This window comes from Streptomyces noursei, assembly GCF_016917755.1.
In the GTDB taxonomy this organism is placed as follows: Bacteria; Actinomycetota; Actinomycetes; order Streptomycetales; family Streptomycetaceae; genus Streptomyces; species Streptomyces yunnanensis.
Window position 1 is genome coordinate 9,337,173 of record NZ_CP070326.1, and the last position, 15,942, is coordinate 9,353,114.

Below are 15,942 nucleotides of genomic sequence, written 5' to 3' on the forward strand. Positions count from 1 at the left end.
CTGGAGACAGCGCCATGTCCGACGCACCGCACGTGGAGCAGACCGACTCGTTCGACTACGTCGTGGTCGGCGGCGGCACGGCCGGCGCGGTGGTGGCCGCCCGGCTCAGCGAGGACCCGTCCGTCACCGTCTGCGTGCTGGAGGCCGGCCCCTCCGACGTCGACGACGAGAACATCCTGCGGCTGGACCGCTGGATGGGCCTGCTGCAGTCCGGCTACGACTGGGACTATCCGGTCGAACCGCAGGAGAACGGCAACAGCTTCATGCGGCACGCCCGCGCCAAGGTGCTCGGCGGCTGCTCCTCGCACAACTCCTGCATCGCCTTCTGGGCGCCGGCCGAGGACCTCGACGAGTGGGCCGCGCTGGGCTGTACGGGCTGGGGCGCGGCCGACTGCTTCCCGCTCTTCCAGCGCCTGGAGACCAATGACGCGCCCGGCGAGAACCACGGCCGGTCCGGGCCGGTGGTGCTACGCACCGTTCCGCCCAAGGACCCGTGCGGGGCCGCGCTGCTTCAGGCGTGCGCCGCGGCGGGCATCCCGACCACCCCGTTCAACACCGGCACGACCGTGGTCCGCGGGGCGAACTGGTTCCAGATCAACTGCCGCCCGGACGGCACCCGTTCCTCCGCCTCGGTCTCCTATCTGCACCCCGTCATGGGCCGCCGCCGGAACCTCGACGTGCGCACCGGGGTGCAGGCCAAGCGGCTTCGCTTCGACGGCGACCGGCGGTGTACCGGCGTGGACTACCTCTCCCCCGACCTGATCCACACCCGCACGGTCGCCGCCCGCCGCGAGGTGATCGTCTCGTGCGGGGCCATCGACTCCCCCAAGCTGCTGATGCTCTCCGGCATCGGCCCGGCCGACCACCTGCGCGCCACCGGCATCACGCCGCTGGTGGACGCGCCGGGCGTCGGTGCCAACCTCCAGGACCACCCCGAGGGCGTCATCATGTGGGACGCCCGGCAGCCGATGGTGGACACCTCGACGCAGTGGTGGGAGATCGGCATCTTCTACGACACCGAGCCGGGCCTGGACCGGCCGGACCTGATGTTCCACTACGGCCAGGTGCCGTTCGACATGAACACCTACCGCCGCGGCTATCCGACGTCCGAGAACGCCTTCTGCCTCACCCCGAACGTCACCCGTGCCCGCTCGCAGGGCACGGTCCGGCTGCGCACCCGCGACTTCCGCGACAAGCCCCAGGTGGACCCGCGCTACTTCACCCACGAGCACGACGTCCGGGTGATGACCTACGGGCTCCGGCTCGCCCGCGACATCGTCGCCCAGGCCCCGATGGCCCAGTGGGCGGGTGCGGAGCTCGCCCCCGGCCCGGACGTCACCACCGACGACGAACTGCTGGACTACATCCGCGCCACCCACAACACCGTCTACCACCCGGCGTGCACGGTCGCGATGGGCGCCGCCGACGACCTGGCCGCGCCGCTCGACCCGCAGCTGCGGGTGAAGGGCACGACCGGTCTGCGGGTGGCGGACGGCTCGGCGATGCCGTTCCTCACCGCGGTCAACCCGTGCATCACCACCATGATGATCGGCGAGAGGTGCGCGGACCTGATCCGGGGCGAGTGACCTTCGGGGCCGTCGGGACTTGGCTGCCCTCGCCCCGGTCGGCGCGCCGCGCTCAGTCGGCGGCCCGTTCCTCCGCCGGGCGCACGTGGGCCGTCCACTTCTCCTCGATGCGGCCGAACTTCCAGATGGCGAGGGCCACGATCCAGGTGAGGAAGAACAGCCCGACGATGGCGAAGCCGAGGAGGTTGAGGTCCAGTCCGCCGATCCAGTCCCAGAACCCGCCGTGCAGGCCGAGCTTGTCGGCGAGCAGGCCGAGCAGTTCCACCGTCCCGATGATCAGGGCGACGGCGACCGACAGACCGGTGATGGTGAGGTTGTAGTAGACCTTGCGGACCGGCTTGGAGAACGCCCAGCCGTAGGCGAAGTTCATGAACGAGCCGTCGATGGTGTCCAGCAGGCTCATGCCGGCCGCGAACAGCACCGGCAGGCAGAGGATGGCGTACCACGGCAGCCCGGAGGCGGCGCCGGAGCCGGCCAGCACCAGCAGCGCGATCTCGGTGGCGGTGTCGAAGCCGAGGCCGAAGAGCAGGCCGAGCGGGTACATCTGCCAGGGCTTGGTGATCGACTTCATGACGCGGCCGAGCAGCCGGTTCATCAGGCCGCGGTTGTTGAGCTGCTCCTCCAGCGCGGCCTCGTCGAAGTCGCCGGCCCGCATCCGCCGGAAGACGCCCCAGATCCCGACCAGGATCACGATGTTGATCGCGGCGATGACGTAGAGGAAGACGCCGGAGACGGTGGTGCCGATCATGCCGGTCACCGTGTGCAGCTGGGAGTTGTCGTCCTTGACCGGCCCGGCGAGCGCCTTGACGCCGAGGGACAGCAGGAACGCCAGCCCGAAGACGATGCTGGAGTGCCCCAGCGAGAACCAGAAGCCGACCGAGAGCGGTCGCTGCCCCTCGTGCATCAGCTTGCGGGTGGTGTTGTCGATGGCGGCGATGTGGTCGGCGTCGAAGGCGTGCCGCATGCCGAGGGTGTAGGCGGTGACCCCGATGCCGATGCCGAAGCTCTTGGTGCCGAGGCTGTAGTGCTCCGGGGCCACGATCGCCACCAGGGTGAACCAGCCGATCACGTGCAGCGCGAGAATGAACCCGGCCATACCGGCCATCCGCCCCCACTCGGCGCGGGTCATCGACCGCGCGATCCGCTGCCGGCGCGACGGCGGGGCCTGACCGACCAGGGTCGGGGAGGGGGGCGTAGGCATGGGTGACACTGCTTTCTTCCGTTCCACCCCGGCCTCTACCGGGGCGCCCTCCTTACATTCCTGCGGGCCGGTTTTACTTGCAACCAATGTGCAGTAAAGCCCACGACTGATCTCGTACACACGGGTCAGGACCACGGACAGGCACAGGCCCCTGGGCCGGCGGGCGCGGCGGGCGCCCGACCGAGCGCAACCCCTCCTCGCGGGCCGCCGGTGGCGAGTACCGCCGGTGGTGCGGCCGATCAACCCGCCCCGCACCATACCCCCCAGGGGTATCGAGTCAAGCTGCCGGAAACCCTTGCGATGGATACGGGTGGGGGGTATACATGAAGCCACGCCATAGATACCCCCCTAGGGTATGACGGGAGGTGGGGGCCACAGCCGTCGGCCCCCACTCCGGCGCCGGCGGACGACCGTCCCCGACCGCCCGCCCGGCGCCCCGTACCCCCCCGTTCCGTGAGCTGCGAGGAGCAGACAGACATGACCACCACCAGCCCCGGCGCCACCGAGGTCGAGCTCGCCATCGGCGGCATGACCTGCGCCTCCTGCGCCGCCCGGATCGAGAAGAAGCTCAACCGCATGGACGGCGTCGAGGCCACCGTCAACTACGCCACCGAGAAGGCGAAGGTCGCCTTCCAGGACGACGTCTCGGTCCAGGACCTGATCGCCACGGTGGAGGCCACCGGCTACACCGCGCAGGAGCCGGCGCCGGCCGCGACCACCGGGGAGACCGCCGCCGCGGACGGCGCGGGCGACGGCGGCGGCGCGGCGGAGGACCCGCTCCGCCCGCTGCGGCAGCGGCTGATCACCGCGGTGGCGCTGGCCGTTCCGGTGATCGCCCTGGCCATGGTGCCGACGCTGCAGTTCGCGTACTGGCAGTGGCTGTCGCTGACCCTGACCGCACCGGTCGTCACCTACGCCGCCTGGCCGTTCCACCGCGCCGCGTGGACCAACGCCCGGCACGGCGCGGCCACCATGGACACCCTGATCTCGGCCGGCACCCTGGCCGCGTTCCTCTGGTCGCTGTGGGCGCTGTTCTTCGGCACCGCCGGCACGCCCGGCATGACCCACCCGTTCGAGCTGACCGTCGCCCGCTCCGACGGCGCGGGCAACATCTACCTGGAGACGGCCGCCGCCGTGACCGCCTTCATCCTCGCCGGACGGTACTTCGAGGCGCGCGCCAAGCGGAAGGCCGGTGCGGCCCTCAAGGCGCTGATGGAGCTGGGCGCCAAGGACGTCACCGTGCTGCGCGACGGGCACGAACAGACCATCCCGATCGGGCAGTTGCACGTCGGCGACCGCTTCCTGGTCCGGCCGGGCGAGAAGATCGCGACGGACGGCACCGTGGTGGACGGCGCGTCCGCCGTGGACGCCGCCATGCTCACCGGGGAATCGGTGCCGGTGGAGGTCTCGGCCGGCGACACCGTCACCGGCGCCACCCTCAACGTCGGCGGCCGGCTGGTCGTCGAGGCCGCCCGGGTCGGCGCGGACACCCAACTGGCGCGGATGGCCAGGCTGGTGGAGGACGCCCAGAACGGCAAGGCGGCGGCCCAGCGGCTCGCCGACCGGATCTCCGCCGTCTTCGTCCCGATCGTCATCGCGCTGGCCCTGGCCACCCTCGGCTTCTGGCTCGGCACCGGCCACGGCGCGGTCGCCGCGTTCACCGCCGCGGTCGCGGTGCTGATCATCGCCTGCCCGTGCGCGCTGGGCCTGGCGACGCCGACCGCGCTGATGGTCGGCACCGGCCGCGGCGCCCAGCTCGGCATCCTCATCAAGGGGCCGGAGGTCCTGGAGACCACCCGCGCCGTCGACACCATCGTCCTGGACAAGACCGGCACCGTCACCACCGGCCGGATGACCCTGCTGGCCACGCACACCGCGCCGGGCACCGACAAGGCCGAAGCACTGCGGCTGGCGGGCGCGTTGGAGCACGCCTCGGAGCACCCGATCGCGCAGGCCGTCGCGGCCGGCGCCGGCGCCGAGGTGGGCACCCTGCCGACACCGGAGGACTTCGCCAACATCGCGGGACTGGGCGTGCAGGGCGTCGTCGAGGGACACGCCGTGCTGGTCGGCCGGGAGCAGCTGCTCGCCGAGTGGGCGATCACCCTCCCCGACGAGCTGGCGCGGGCCAAGGCGGCGGCCGAGGAGGCCGGGCGGACCGCGATCGCGGTGGCCTGGGACGGCGCGGCGCGCGCGGTCCTGGAGGTGGCCGACGCCGTCAAGGAGACCAGCCCGGAGGCGGTCCGCCGGCTGCGCGCCCTCGGGCTGACACCGGTGCTGCTGACCGGTGACAACGCCGCGGTGGCCCGGACGGTGGCGGCCGAGGTCGGCATCGACCCCGACCAGGTGATCGCCGAGGTGCTGCCGCAGGACAAGGTCGCGGTGGTCCAGCGCCTCCAGAAGGAGGGCAGGTCGGTGGCGATGGTCGGCGACGGCGTCAACGACGCGGCGGCACTGGCCCAGGCGGATCTCGGGCTGGCGATGGGCACCGGCACCGACGCCGCCATCGAGGCCGGCGACCTCACCCTCGTCCGCGGTGACCTCCGCGCCGCGGCGGACGCCATCCGGCTCTCCCGCCGCACCCTGGGCACCATCAAGTCCAATCTCTTCTGGGCCTTCGCCTACAACGTCGCGGCCCTGCCGCTGGCCGCCGGCGGACTGCTCAACCCGATGATCGCGGGTGCGGCGATGGCCTTCTCCTCGGTCTTCGTCGTCGGCAACAGCCTGCGGCTGCGCGGATTCCAGGCAGCGGACAAGTGATGCCCGGACGATCCCTGCGCCGCCTCGTACGGGCCTGAGGGCCCCCGCCCGGCCGGGCCGGCCGGCACACCGCACGCGCCGCCGACGCCCCCCGTACCGCCCGACGGTATGGGGGTGTCGGCGCGCGGTGGCCCGCGAGAGGCCGGCAGGGGGTGCGCGGCGCACCGGCCGCTCCCTGCCCTACCCTCGGGTGCGGGAGGTCGAGCGGATGCGAACGAGCCGGCGGATGCGGGCGGCCGGTGCCTGGGGGCACCTGCTGCTGGTCGCCGTGCTCGCGCTGGGCGTCTTCGCGATGCACACGCTGGGCCATCCCACCGGCCATGCCGACGCCTCACAGGCACGCACGGGGACCGCCGCGCACGCGGCCGCCACCCGCGCCCACCCGGCCCCGGACCACGGCATGGCCACGACGGCCGGGCCGGCCGCGTCCCCCGAGCACGCCACCGCGCACCACGGCGACACCTCGCGCTCCCACCCGCCCGGCAAGGGAATGGACATGACGTCCCTGTGCCTGGCCGTCCTCGGGAGCTGGGCGCTGGCCGGCCTGTTGTACGTGGCGCTGCGCCGTCGGGCCGACCGGCCGGTCCCGCTGCGCGCCCGCACCCTGGCCGCGCTGCGTCCCAACCCCCCACCGCGCCCTCCGGACCTCGCCCACCTGTCGGTACTGCGGATCTAGGCCGAACGCCACCGCGGGCACTGCACGCTGCCCGCACATCCCGCGTTCGCCCGAGACATCCACCGAACAGACAGCACGAGGTATCGACATGACCGCGCAGCAGCGCAACACCCCGCTTCCGCCCGCCCGCCGGACCGCCCGCCCGGGCGCCCGCCGCCTCGCCCTCACCGGCCTCGCCGCCGCGGCGGCCCTGCTCCTCGCCGCCTGCGGCGGCACCACCGAGGGGAATCACAAGAACGCAGCGGACCACGGCGGCACGCCGTCGGCCACGGCCGGCACCACCGGCGCAAACCCCGCACCGGGCCCGGTCGGCGACACGGACGTGATGTTCGCGCAGATGATGATCCCGCACCACCAGCAGGCCCTGGAGATGGCCCGGCTCGCCGACGGCCGCGCCGCCGACCCGGAGATCAAGAAGCTGGTGGCGGCGGTCGAGCAGGCCCAGGACCCCGAGATCCAGCGGATGCGGTCCTGGCTCAAGGCATGGGGCAAGCCCGAGTCCGCCGGCAGCATGCCCGGCATGGACCACGGCTCGGGCTCGATGGACCACGGCTCCATGGGGCACGGCTCCGGCATGTCCGGAATGATGTCCGAGAAGGACATGAAGGAGCTCAAGGCCGCCAAGGGCCGGGACTTCGACCGGAAGTTCGCGTCGATGATGATCGAGCACCACAAGGGCGCGATCGACATGGCCGAGGACGAGCAGCAGAACGGGCGCAACGCCACGGCCAAGAAGCTCGCCGATGACGTCGTCCGCGGCCAGTCCGCCGAGGTCGCCCAGATGAAGAAGCTCCTCGACCGGCTCTGATGCCCGCCGTCGCGGTCGCCGCGGCCCGTCCCCCACGGGCCGCGGCGACCGCCGCGCACCGCCCGCCGCTCAGGCCAGATATCCGCCGTCGATGTCCAGGACGGCGCCGGTGACGAACGACGCCCCCGGGCTCGCGAGGAAGACCACGCCCGCCGCGATCTCCTCCGGCCGCCCGAACCGGCCCATGGGATTGGCCGCGCGCTGGGCGTCCGCGAAGTCCCCCTCCGGCGGGTTCATGTCGGTGGCCACGCTGCCGGGCTGGACGACGTTGACCGTGATGCCCCGCGGCGCCAGGTCCCGGGCCGCGCCCTTGCTGTAGCCGACGATCGCGGCCTTGGTCGCCGCGTAGTCGGCCACGCCCGGGAACCCGGCACGGCTCGCCAGGCTCGAACCGACGGTGATGATCCGTCCGCCCTCCCCCAGGACGCCGGCGGCGGCGCGGACGGCCGAGGCGACGCCCCCGACGTTGACCGCCAACTGCCGGTCGAACACCGCGGGATCGCCCTCGGCGTCGTCCACCGCGCCGTTGACCGACACCCCCGCGTTGTTCACCAGGACGTCCAGCCGCCCGAAGTCGGCCACCACGGCGGCCACCAGGTCGGTGACCTGCTGCCGGTCCCCCTGGTCGGCGCGGTAGGCCGCCGCCCGGACACCGGTCTTCACCAGCTCCGCCACCACCGCGTCGGCCCGCTCCCCGGACGCCGTGAAACCGATCGCCACCGCGGCCCCTTCGGCGGCCAGCGCCCGGGCGATCGCCGCCCCGATCCCCCGCGAACCACCGGTCACCAGGGCGACCTTGCCCGCCAGCGTCCCGTTCGCCGTCCCGTCCACAGTCATGCCGACGCCCCGCTCCCTGCTGCTCATCACGTCATCACGCGCCATCCGTGTTTTGGACCGATCGATACGAAATACGAACCGCACGCTACCATGACTTTGGACCGATCGGTACATAACCATGATGCCGGCCGCCACCCCGGCGGGGCCGGAGGCGCCGGCGGGCCGGGCGGGGACGGCCCCGTCCGGCACCCGCTCGACGCCCGAGCCCCCCGGCCGCCGGAATCCACGGTCGTCCAGAGCCCCCCTGGTAACCGCAACGAGGCGGTCAGGACGTCGAGTTGACGCACCCCGCCCTCGGTACGGGCCGATGGCGGCCACGGCGCGACCGGGTCATGTCGTGTAGTCCGCGTTGATCCGGACGTAGCCGGCGGACAGGTCGCAGCCGAACACGGTGGCCTCGCCGTCCCCGATGCCGAGGGTGACGGCGATGTCCACCTCGCTGCGCCGCATGGCGTCGGTGAGCTTCCCGAGCACGTCCGGGGTCGGCTCGGCCGGGTAGACCTCGGTGTCGCCGAACGCGACCGTGACACGGCCGGGCACGATGTCGCGGTCCTCGGTGTTCTTGCCGATGGCCATCAGGACCCGCCCCCAGTTGGGATCCGCGCCGTGCACGGCCGATTTGACCAGGGGGGAGTTGACGATGCTCTTGGCGACGCGCCTGGCCTGCGCGGCGTCGCGCGCCCCGGCCACGGTGACCCGCAGGAGCTTGGTGGCCCCCTCCCCGTCACTCGCGAGCTGCCGAGTGAGGTCCAGGCACAGGTCGGCGAGGGCCGTGGCGAACTCCGTCGGATCGACCGGGCCGGCCGCGCCGTTGGCGAGCACCGCCACGGTGTCGGAGGTGGAGGTGTCGGTGTCCACGCTCAGGCAGTTGAACGTCCGGTCCACAGCCGTCCGCAGCGCGCGGTCCAGGTCCGCCGCCGCGATCGCGGCATCGGTGACGACGTAGGCCAGCATCGTGGCCATGTCCGGCTCCAGCATGCCAACACCCTTGGCGATGCCGACGATCCGGGCGTCACCGACCGTGCGGACCGCGGTCTTGGGGCGGGTGTCGGTGGTCATCATGGCCCGCGCCACGTCCAGCGGCGCCGCGGTGAACACGTCGGTGCCGTGCGGCGCCGCGTGGTCGAAGTGCCCCCGGATGGCGTCCATCGGCAGCGGGCGCCCGATGACGCCGGTGGACCCGATGAGCACCTCGTCCGCCGGGATCCCGACGAGCCCGGCGACCCGGGCGACCACCTCGGCGGCGTTCTCCGCGCCCTGTCGACCGGTGGCCACATTGGCGTTCTGCGCCAGGGTGACCACGGCGCGCAGCCGCTGCTCGGCTGCATGGGCGCGACTGAGGAGCACCGCGGGCCCGGCGAAGAGGCTCTTGGTGAACATCGCGGCGCTCACCGCCGGCCGGTCCGACACCACGATCGATATGTCGTCGCCCTGCTCGCGCAGCCCGCCGTGCCCGGTATAGCCGTGGAACCCCGTCGGCCACACGGGGCCGCCATCACTGGAAGAATGATTATGCGTCACGCAACATACCTTTGCAGGCGGCTCCCCGGTCTGTCCAGCACCCGGGCAGCGTTCTCCCGGTTCTCCCGGTTCTCCCGGTGCCGCCGGGCGCGCACGGCCGACCCGCGGTGCGTAGCGTGGACGCTGTGGGGACTCCCCACCGAGGAGCAGGGGCGTGAGGCCGGAACTCGACTACCGGGCGCTGTTCGCCGCGACGCCGAGCCCGTACCTGGTGCTGGGCACGGACCTGGTGGTCGTCGACGTCAACGACGCGTACTGCCGGGCCACCGGCCGGCGCCGCGAGGAGTTGGTGGGGCAGCACCTGTTCGTCGCCTTCCCGGACAACCCGATGGACCGGATGGCCGACGGCGTACGCAATCTGCGCGCCTCCCTGGAGCGGGTCCTTCAGACCGGCGAACCGGACACCATGGTGGTGCAGCGGTACGACATCCCGGTCACCGCGCGGCCCGGGACGTTCGAGGAACGCTGGTGGTCCCCGGTCAACACACCGGTCCACGGACCGGACGGGCAGGTGGCCTACCTCATCCACCGGGTCGAGGACGTCACCGACTTCCTCCGCACGCGCGGCATCCCCAGCAGCGGCCGGTGGGCCGAGCGCGCGCACTCCGAGCGGGCCCAGAGCATGGAGGCCGAACTGTACGTACGGGCCCGTGAACTCCAGCGCCTGAACGACGAACTGCGGGCCGCGCACGCCCGGGAGCGACAGGTCGCCGTCACGCTGCAGGAGGCGATGCTGCACTCTCCGGACCTGGCCCGGCACGAGGACGTCGCGGTGCGCTATCTGCCGGCGGTCGGCTCGCTGAACGTGTGCGGCGACTGGTACGACACCGTCGACCTGGCCGACGGCCGCTTCTCGGTCGCGGTCGGCGACGTGGTCGGCCACGGTCTGGAGGCCGCCACCATCATGGGCATGCTGCGCAGCGCGCTGTCCGCGGCGAGCCGGGCGGTCTCCGGGCCGGCGCAGGCGCTGGAGGTGCTGGGGCTGTACGCCCGTTCCGTGGAGGGTGCCCTGGCGACCACCGTGGTGACCGCCTTGATCGACACCCGCTCGAAGCTGATCGTCTACTCCAGCGCAGGCCACCCCCCGCCCGTGCTGCTCAGCGCCCAGGGGAGCTGCCGGCTGCTGGACCAGGCCACCGACCCGCCACTCGGCGCACGCCCCGAACACGTGCCCCGCCCGCAGGCCGGCACCGCCTACGGCACCGGCGACACCCTCGTGCTGTACACCGACGGCCTCATCGAACGCCGGGACGAGGACATCGGCTCCGGCCTCGACCGGCTCACCGAGGCGCTGACCACCATGGGCCACCTCAGCCCCCAGCGCCTGGCCGACGCCCTGCTCGCCCGGCTCGGCGTGGCCGGCGGCGCCCGCGACGACGTCGCACTCGTCGTCGTCCGCCTGTGACCGGGCCCCGTCCGGCGCCGAACCTGCCACCCGGTGTGCGCAACACCGCCGCGGAAAGCGTCCCGCGCCCGCCGTCCCCTCACACGCGGACGACTGCGGGACGCTCCCCGTGGCGGCGGGCCTGCGGCCCGGCCCCCGCTCAGCTCAGCGACGAACCGGACGGGACCACGACGCCGTAGAGGTCACCGATCGTCGCGAGCGCGCTGTGCTGGAGCTGCTCGGCGGAGACCTCGGCGACCGCCGTCGCCAGCGGCCGGGTCGCGCAGGCGTCGGCGACGACGGTGGGCCGGTTGCCGCGCAGGAACGCGCCCTCCGCCGTGAAGGTCACGCACATGTGGGTCATGAACCCGATGACGATGACGTCCTTGTTCCCGGCGGCATCGACGCGGTCGCCCAGGTCGGTGTCGACGAACGCGTTGGGCGCGGTCTTCACCACGACCGGCTCGCCCTCGACGGGCGCCACCAGGGGGTGGATCCGGCCGATGTCGTCCCGGATGTCGTACGGGCTGCCCGCGCCGCCGTCGTGCATGACGTGGACGACCTTGGCCCCCGCCGTCCTGGCGCGGGCCAGCAGCGCGGCGGCGTTGTCGAGGGCGTCCTGCCATCCCGACAGCTCCATCACGCCGCGGGTGTAGGTGTTCTGGTAGTCGACCAGGATCAGCGTCGCGTCGGCCAGCGACGCCGGCTTCTGGTCCAGGCCGTTGACGTCCCGCAGGGTCTTCGTCGGCATCGTCGTGCACACCTTCTTGGGCTGGGAATCGGAGAGTTGGAGCCATCGCGCGCTGGCACACCCCACGCTACGATCCGGCCGACATGGCGGCAATGTCATGTAACTTGCAGATACAGACACGCCCGGCGCCGGCCCCACCGGTCCCGTCCGCGGCCTCGCCTCGCCACGCCACACCACCGCTGCCGACCGGACGGAGCCCCCTTGAGCAGCGTCGAACGGTTCATCGTCGTCCTCCTCTTCGACGGCGTCGACCTGCTGGACGTCACCGGCCCCCCGGAGGTCTTCGCCCTGCTGCGGCGGGAGACGGACGACGCGACGGGCTACCACGTCGTACTGGCCGCCGAGACCTTGGACCCGGTCACCACCTCCGCCGGGGTGCGCGTCCTCCCCGACCTCACCTTCCGGGAAGCCGCCACGAGGGCCATCGACACCCTGATGGTCCCCGGCTCGGTCGAAGTCGACGACCAGCGCCGGGTGCGCGCCCTCACCGACCCCACGGTGGTCCGGTGGGTGCAGACCCTCGCCGGCCGGGCCCGGCGCATCGCCTCCGTCTGCGTGGGAGCGCATCTGCTCGCCGCCGCCGGCCTGCTGGACGGCAAGCGCGCCACCACCCACTGGTCGACCGCGCAGCAACTCGCCGCCGAACACCCCTCGGTCGAGGTCGACGCCGACCCGATCTTCATCCGCGACCACGACGTGTGGACCGGCGCGGGCATCACCGCCTGCCTGGACCTCTCGCTCGCCCTCGTCGCCGAGGACTTCGGCGAGGCCGTCGCGCTGCGCATCGCCAGGCAGCTGGTGATGTACCTGAAACGACCCAGCGGTCAGAGCCAGTTCAGCGTCCCGATCGAGCCCGCCTCGACCACCCGGCGGATGGACGAGCTGCGCCACCACGTCACCCGCCACCTCGCCGACCGCCTCACCGTCGCCGACCTCGCCGAGCACGCCCACGTCAGCGAACGGCAGCTCACCCGCATCTTCAAGACCGAACTCGGCACGACCCCGGCGGCCTACCTCGAATCGGCCCGCGTCGAAGCCGCACGGAACCGGCTCGAATCCACCGACGACACCCTCGAACGCGTCGCGACCGCCTGCGGCTTCCACACGACGGACACCCTCATCCGGGCGTTCCGCCGCACGCTCGACACGACACCGACGGAATACCGCAATCGCTTCCGGCGCTCGACCTAAGGGTGTCCCGTAATCCCTGGCGGGCCAGGACAACGAACCCGGCCGCCCGACGACCGGCCTGTGGCAGGCTCACGCCATGCCCTTCGACCACAACGACCACTACCACCGCCTACTGCTGCGCCAGGTGCCGCGGAGCTGCACCGCGGCCCTGGACGTCGGCTGTGGCACCGGCCGGTTCGCGCAGCGCCTGGCCACCCGGGGCATCGAGGTCGACGCGATCGACCCCGCCCCGGAGGTCATCGCACAGGCCCGCGCCCACGCGGAGCGGTCGGGCGGCGCCCACGCCCCCCGCTTCCGCCGGGCATCCGCCACCGACATCGAACTCCCCCACGGGCACTACGACTTCGTCTCGTGCCTGGCGAGCCTGCACCACATGCCCTTCGACACGGTGGCCGCGCTGCGCGACGCCCTCGCCCCGGGCGGGGTGTTGGCGGTCCTGGGGTGCTACGCGGAGCGGGGCTGGCGCGACTGGACGTGGGGCCTGGCGGCGGCCCCCACCAACGCCGTCGCCCGACTCGCCGTCGCCACCGGGGACCGGCTCCGCCCTGCCGCGGCGGCGCACCGGGCCCGGCCCACACCCCCGGTGAGGCAACCGACCATGCTCCTGCCCGAGATCCGCCAGCAGGCCGCCGCACTGCTGCCCGGATGCCACATCCGCAGACTGCTGTTCTGGCGCTACCTGCTCGTCTTCCGCAAGGACTCCTGACGAGCACGGCCGCGCCCCGGGCTCACCCGGACGACGGGCCCTTGGCCTCCCGGGCCGCGGAGGTGAGCGACATGTCGGCGTAGCGTTCGCCCGCGACCCGGCCGGCGAGCGGCTCCAGCAGCGCCAGTTCGTCGGCGGCCAGGACGATGCGGGTGGCCGCGGCGTTCTCCAGGAGACGGCTGCGCTTGCGGGTCCCGGGGATCGGGACGACGGTCAGGCCGTGCACCTGGGCCCGCTGCTGCACCCAGGCCAGCGCGATCTGCGCCGTGGTGGCGCCACGCTCGGCCGCGATCTTGTGCAGGGGCTCCAGGAGGGCGACGTTCGCCTTGGCGTTGTCGCCGGAGTAGCGCGGCAGCAACTGCCGGAAGTCGCTGCCGGAGAGTTCCTTGCCCGCGTCGGCGAACGAGCCGGTCAGGAAGCCCCGACCGAGCGGCGAGTACGGCACGAACGCGACACCGAGCTCGGCGGCGGCGCCCACCACGCTGTGCTCGACGTCCCGGCTGAAGACTGACCACTCCGTCTGCACGGCGGTGATCGGGTGCACGGCGTGCGCCTCGCGCAGCTCGGCCCCGGTGACCTCGCTCAGTCCCAGGTGCTTGACCTTGCCCTCCCGCACCAGTTGGGCCATGGCTCCGACGGACTCGGCGAGCGGGACGTCGGGGTGACGGCGGTGCATGTAGTACAGGTCGATGACATCGACGTCCAGGCGACGCAGGCTCGCCTCGACGGCCTGCTTGATGTACGCCGGGTCGTTGCGGATGGCCCGGTAGCTCGGGTCGTCGGCGCGGTATTCGATGCCGAACTTGGTCGCCAGCGTGATCTCGTCGCGGTGCGCGGCGACGAACGGCGCGAGGAACTCCTCGTTCGCGCCGACCCCGTACATGTCGGCGGTGTCGATGAGGGTGACGCCCGCCTCGACGGTGGCCTCCAGGGTCTCGCGGGCCGCCGCGTCGTCCGTCTCGCCGTAGGCGGCGCTGATGCCCATCGCACCGAAGCCCTGGACACCCACGAGCGGGCCACCGGCGCCCAACTCGACCTTGCTGATCTGCTGTATGGCGTTGCCCATGATGGCGCTCAGGCCCCTTCCGACGCCCGACGGGCGCCCGCATAAAAATCGATCTTTGTTTCGAGCACGTCGAGGGTGCCCTGCAGCTCCGCGATGCGCGCGAGGACCTCGTGCCGGGTCCGCTCCAGAATCTCCCGGCGTTCGTCGAAGGTCTCCTCGCCCCGACGGACCAGCTCCGCGAAGCGGACCATGACGGCGATCGGCATCCCGGTGAGCCGCAGCTTGCCCAGACAGGCCAGCCATTCAAGGTCGTGCTCGCCGAACCGGCGCTGCCCGGCGTGCGACCGCTCCACCTCCGGCATCAGCCCGATCTGCTCGTACCAACGCAGGGTGTGGGCGCTGAGCCCGGTGAGCGCCGCGACCTCGCTGATCGCGTAGCGGCCCCGGCCGCCGGAACGCGGCCGGACCGGCCCCGCGGACGCACTGCGGTCCACGTCCGGGGACTTCACGGGAGTGGTGTCGATCGCCGTCATGCCCGTCACGCTAGAACGCTCGAGTGCACTCGAAGCAAGCGCCCGCCACACGACGGAGCCGGCACCCGTCGACCGACGTGTACCGGCTGACTCCCCGCGGCAACTGCCCCACGCCCCCGTGCCCACGGGCAGGAAACCCCTCTCGCAGGACGGCACCATCCGAGCGCCCCACGTCGGCAGTTCACCGTCGCCGACGGCGAACTGCCACGTCAGACCACCTGCGACCCACGCCGCGACGATGTCCACATCCGCGCCGAGCGCATCCCGACGATCCAGGTGACCGAAGAACTCGACGTCACCTCGCCGAACACTGCGCTCCGCACCGATCCTCCACCGCCGCGGCTTGAGAGATAACCGCTGTTCTCGTTCAGATACGAGCGGCGCGGCGGCCCCGGCGGTAGAGCAGGGTGCCACCCATCAGCAGCACGGCGCTGCTCGCGATCGCCAGGCCGGTCTCTGCCTCACCGGTCTTAGCCAGCTGGGGGCGAACGGGAATGTGGCGGTGGACCCGGTGCTCGGGAGCGGGGGCCGGCGCCGGAGCGGCCGGCACATGCACGTGCGGTGCAGCCGGGCGTTCGTGACGCACCTGCGGCTTGTGGTGCTCCTTCTCCTTCATTCTGCGGTGGTGCGGCCGCGCATGCCCCTTCTCACCGTTGACGCAGTCGTTGCCGAAGGCGGGGTTGAGCGCCCCGACCACGTCCACGGTGTTGCCGCATGCGTTGACCGGGATGTGAACGGGCACCTGGACCTGGTTGCCGGACAGGACACCAGGGGACCCGGTGGCGGATCCCCCGGCTCCGGCGTCGGCGACCGACGCCCCGGCCCCTGCGAGCAGCAGGCCGCCAGTGGCAACCGATGCGGCAATGACCTTTTTGATCACGTGACTCCTCCTTGACAGCGCGGCCACATCCGCGGACCGCACAACACACAACGACGCCGGACGCAGAAAGCTCCGAATGCGCCATTTCGATCACTCTTTCAGCTT

At 72.4% G+C, this 15,942-nt stretch carries 14 protein-coding genes and 1 pseudogene; 7 read left to right on the forward strand and 8 right to left on the reverse strand.

The window, feature by feature from the left end; all coding sequences use genetic code 11:
- The first annotated feature begins 14 nt into the window (after positions 1-14).
- On the forward strand, positions 15-1,586 hold the full coding sequence (locus JNO44_RS40650) for a GMC family oxidoreductase (protein ID WP_205368960.1): 1,572 nt from the start codon (positions 15-17) through the stop codon (positions 1,584-1,586).
- A gap of 52 nt (positions 1,587-1,638) precedes the next feature.
- On the opposite strand, the gene nicT is transcribed toward JNO44_RS40650, so the two are convergent.
- Positions 1,639-2,715, reverse strand: coding sequence for a Nickel transporter NicT (gene nicT / locus JNO44_RS40655; RefSeq protein ID WP_205371386.1), 1,077 nt, complete (start codon positions 2,713-2,715; stop codon positions 1,639-1,641).
- A 549-nt stretch (positions 2,716-3,264) separates the two neighbouring features.
- Here nicT and JNO44_RS40660 point away from each other — a divergent pair.
- The 3 genes from JNO44_RS40660 to JNO44_RS40670 all read left to right on the forward strand — a co-directional run bounded on the left by JNO44_RS40660 (position 3,265) and on the right by JNO44_RS40670 (position 7,028).
- Complete coding sequence (locus tag JNO44_RS40660) at positions 3,265-5,544, forward strand: heavy metal translocating P-type ATPase (RefSeq protein WP_205368961.1); 2,280 nt, start codon at positions 3,265-3,267, stop codon at positions 5,542-5,544.
- A gap of 208 nt (positions 5,545-5,752) precedes the next feature.
- Positions 5,753-6,220, forward strand: a complete 468-nt coding sequence (locus JNO44_RS40665; RefSeq protein WP_205368962.1) for a DUF6153 family protein — start codon at positions 5,753-5,755, stop codon at positions 6,218-6,220.
- Between the two features lie 88 nt (positions 6,221-6,308).
- Positions 6,309-7,028, forward strand: coding sequence for a DUF305 domain-containing protein (locus JNO44_RS40670; RefSeq protein ID WP_205368963.1), 720 nt, complete (start codon positions 6,309-6,311; stop codon positions 7,026-7,028).
- A gap of 69 nt (positions 7,029-7,097) precedes the next feature.
- Here the strand turns inward: JNO44_RS40670 and JNO44_RS40675 are convergent, their stop codons facing one another.
- Both JNO44_RS40675 and argJ read right to left on the reverse strand, forming a co-directional pair.
- Complete coding sequence (locus tag JNO44_RS40675) at positions 7,098-7,892, reverse strand: SDR family NAD(P)-dependent oxidoreductase (RefSeq protein ID WP_235094952.1); 795 nt, start codon at positions 7,890-7,892, stop codon at positions 7,098-7,100.
- 303 nt (positions 7,893-8,195) lie between these two features.
- A complete protein-coding gene (gene argJ / locus JNO44_RS40680; RefSeq protein WP_235094951.1) occupies positions 8,196-9,350 on the reverse strand; it encodes a bifunctional glutamate N-acetyltransferase/amino-acid acetyltransferase ArgJ in 1,155 nt (384 codons plus the stop codon).
- Positions 9,351-9,540: 190 nt separating this feature from the next.
- On the opposite strand from argJ, the gene JNO44_RS40685 reads away from it, so the two are divergent.
- On the forward strand, positions 9,541-10,791 hold the full coding sequence (locus tag JNO44_RS40685; RefSeq protein WP_205368965.1) for a PP2C family protein-serine/threonine phosphatase: 1,251 nt from the start codon (positions 9,541-9,543) through the stop codon (positions 10,789-10,791).
- A 139-nt stretch (positions 10,792-10,930) separates the two neighbouring features.
- Here the strand turns inward: JNO44_RS40685 and JNO44_RS40690 are convergent, their stop codons facing one another.
- Complete coding sequence (locus JNO44_RS40690) at positions 10,931-11,521, reverse strand: isochorismatase family protein (RefSeq protein ID WP_205368966.1); 591 nt, start codon at positions 11,519-11,521, stop codon at positions 10,931-10,933.
- Positions 11,522-11,722: 201 nt separating this feature from the next.
- Here JNO44_RS40690 and JNO44_RS40695 point away from each other — a divergent pair, with 201 nt between their 5' ends.
- Positions 11,723-12,712: a GlxA family transcriptional regulator gene (locus JNO44_RS40695; protein WP_205368967.1), complete on the forward strand. Its 990-nt coding sequence runs from the start codon at positions 11,723-11,725 to the stop codon at positions 12,710-12,712.
- Positions 12,713-12,788: 76 nt separating this feature from the next.
- Positions 12,789-13,418 (forward strand): class I SAM-dependent methyltransferase, encoded by a 630-nt coding sequence (locus JNO44_RS40700; protein WP_205368968.1) that lies wholly within the window; start codon positions 12,789-12,791, stop codon positions 13,416-13,418.
- A gap of 22 nt (positions 13,419-13,440) precedes the next feature.
- On the opposite strand, the gene JNO44_RS40705 is transcribed toward JNO44_RS40700, so the two are convergent.
- The 4 genes and pseudogenes from JNO44_RS40705 to JNO44_RS44200 form a co-directional block, all read right to left on the reverse strand.
- Positions 13,441-14,484: an aldo/keto reductase gene (locus JNO44_RS40705; RefSeq protein ID WP_205368969.1), complete on the reverse strand. Its 1,044-nt coding sequence runs from the start codon at positions 14,482-14,484 to the stop codon at positions 13,441-13,443.
- An 8-nt stretch (positions 14,485-14,492) separates the two neighbouring features.
- Positions 14,493-14,957, reverse strand: a complete 465-nt coding sequence (locus JNO44_RS40710; RefSeq protein WP_205368970.1) for a MerR family transcriptional regulator — start codon at positions 14,955-14,957, stop codon at positions 14,493-14,495.
- Positions 14,958-15,324: 367 nt separating this feature from the next.
- Complete coding sequence (locus tag JNO44_RS44690) at positions 15,325-15,573, reverse strand: LPXTG cell wall anchor domain-containing protein (RefSeq protein ID WP_235096162.1); 249 nt, start codon at positions 15,571-15,573, stop codon at positions 15,325-15,327.
- Between the two features lie 36 nt (positions 15,574-15,609).
- Positions 15,610-15,837, reverse strand: a pseudogene (locus JNO44_RS44200) (chaplin); the annotation flags it as partial.
- Positions 15,838-15,942 lie beyond the last annotated feature (105 nt).

Coding starts and splice junctions, on each gene's coding strand:
- JNO44_RS40650 (WP_205368960.1), top strand. CDS start 15: ATGTCCGACGCACCGCACGTGGAGCAGACCGACTCGTTCGACTACGTC.
- nicT (WP_205371386.1), bottom strand. CDS start 2,715: ATGACCCGCGCCGAGTGGGGGCGGATGGCCGGTATGGCCGGGTTCATT.
- JNO44_RS40660 (WP_205368961.1), top strand. CDS start 3,265: ATGACCACCACCAGCCCCGGCGCCACCGAGGTCGAGCTCGCCATCGGC.
- JNO44_RS40665 (WP_205368962.1), top strand. CDS start 5,753: ATGCGAACGAGCCGGCGGATGCGGGCGGCCGGTGCCTGGGGGCACCTG.
- JNO44_RS40670 (WP_205368963.1), top strand. CDS start 6,309: ATGACCGCGCAGCAGCGCAACACCCCGCTTCCGCCCGCCCGCCGGACC.
- JNO44_RS40675 (WP_235094952.1), bottom strand. CDS start 7,892: ATGAGCAGCAGGGAGCGGGGCGTCGGCATGACTGTGGACGGGACGGCG.
- JNO44_RS40690 (WP_205368966.1), bottom strand. CDS start 11,521: ATGCCGACGAAGACCCTGCGGGACGTCAACGGCCTGGACCAGAAGCCG.
- JNO44_RS40700 (WP_205368968.1), top strand. CDS start 12,789: ATGCCCTTCGACCACAACGACCACTACCACCGCCTACTGCTGCGCCAG.
- JNO44_RS40705 (WP_205368969.1), bottom strand. CDS start 14,484: ATGGGCAACGCCATACAGCAGATCAGCAAGGTCGAGTTGGGCGCCGGT.
- JNO44_RS40710 (WP_205368970.1), bottom strand. CDS start 14,957: ATGACGGCGATCGACACCACTCCCGTGAAGTCCCCGGACGTGGACCGC.
- JNO44_RS44690 (WP_235096162.1), bottom strand. CDS start 15,573: ATGAAGGAGAAGGAGCACCACAAGCCGCAGGTGCGTCACGAACGCCCG.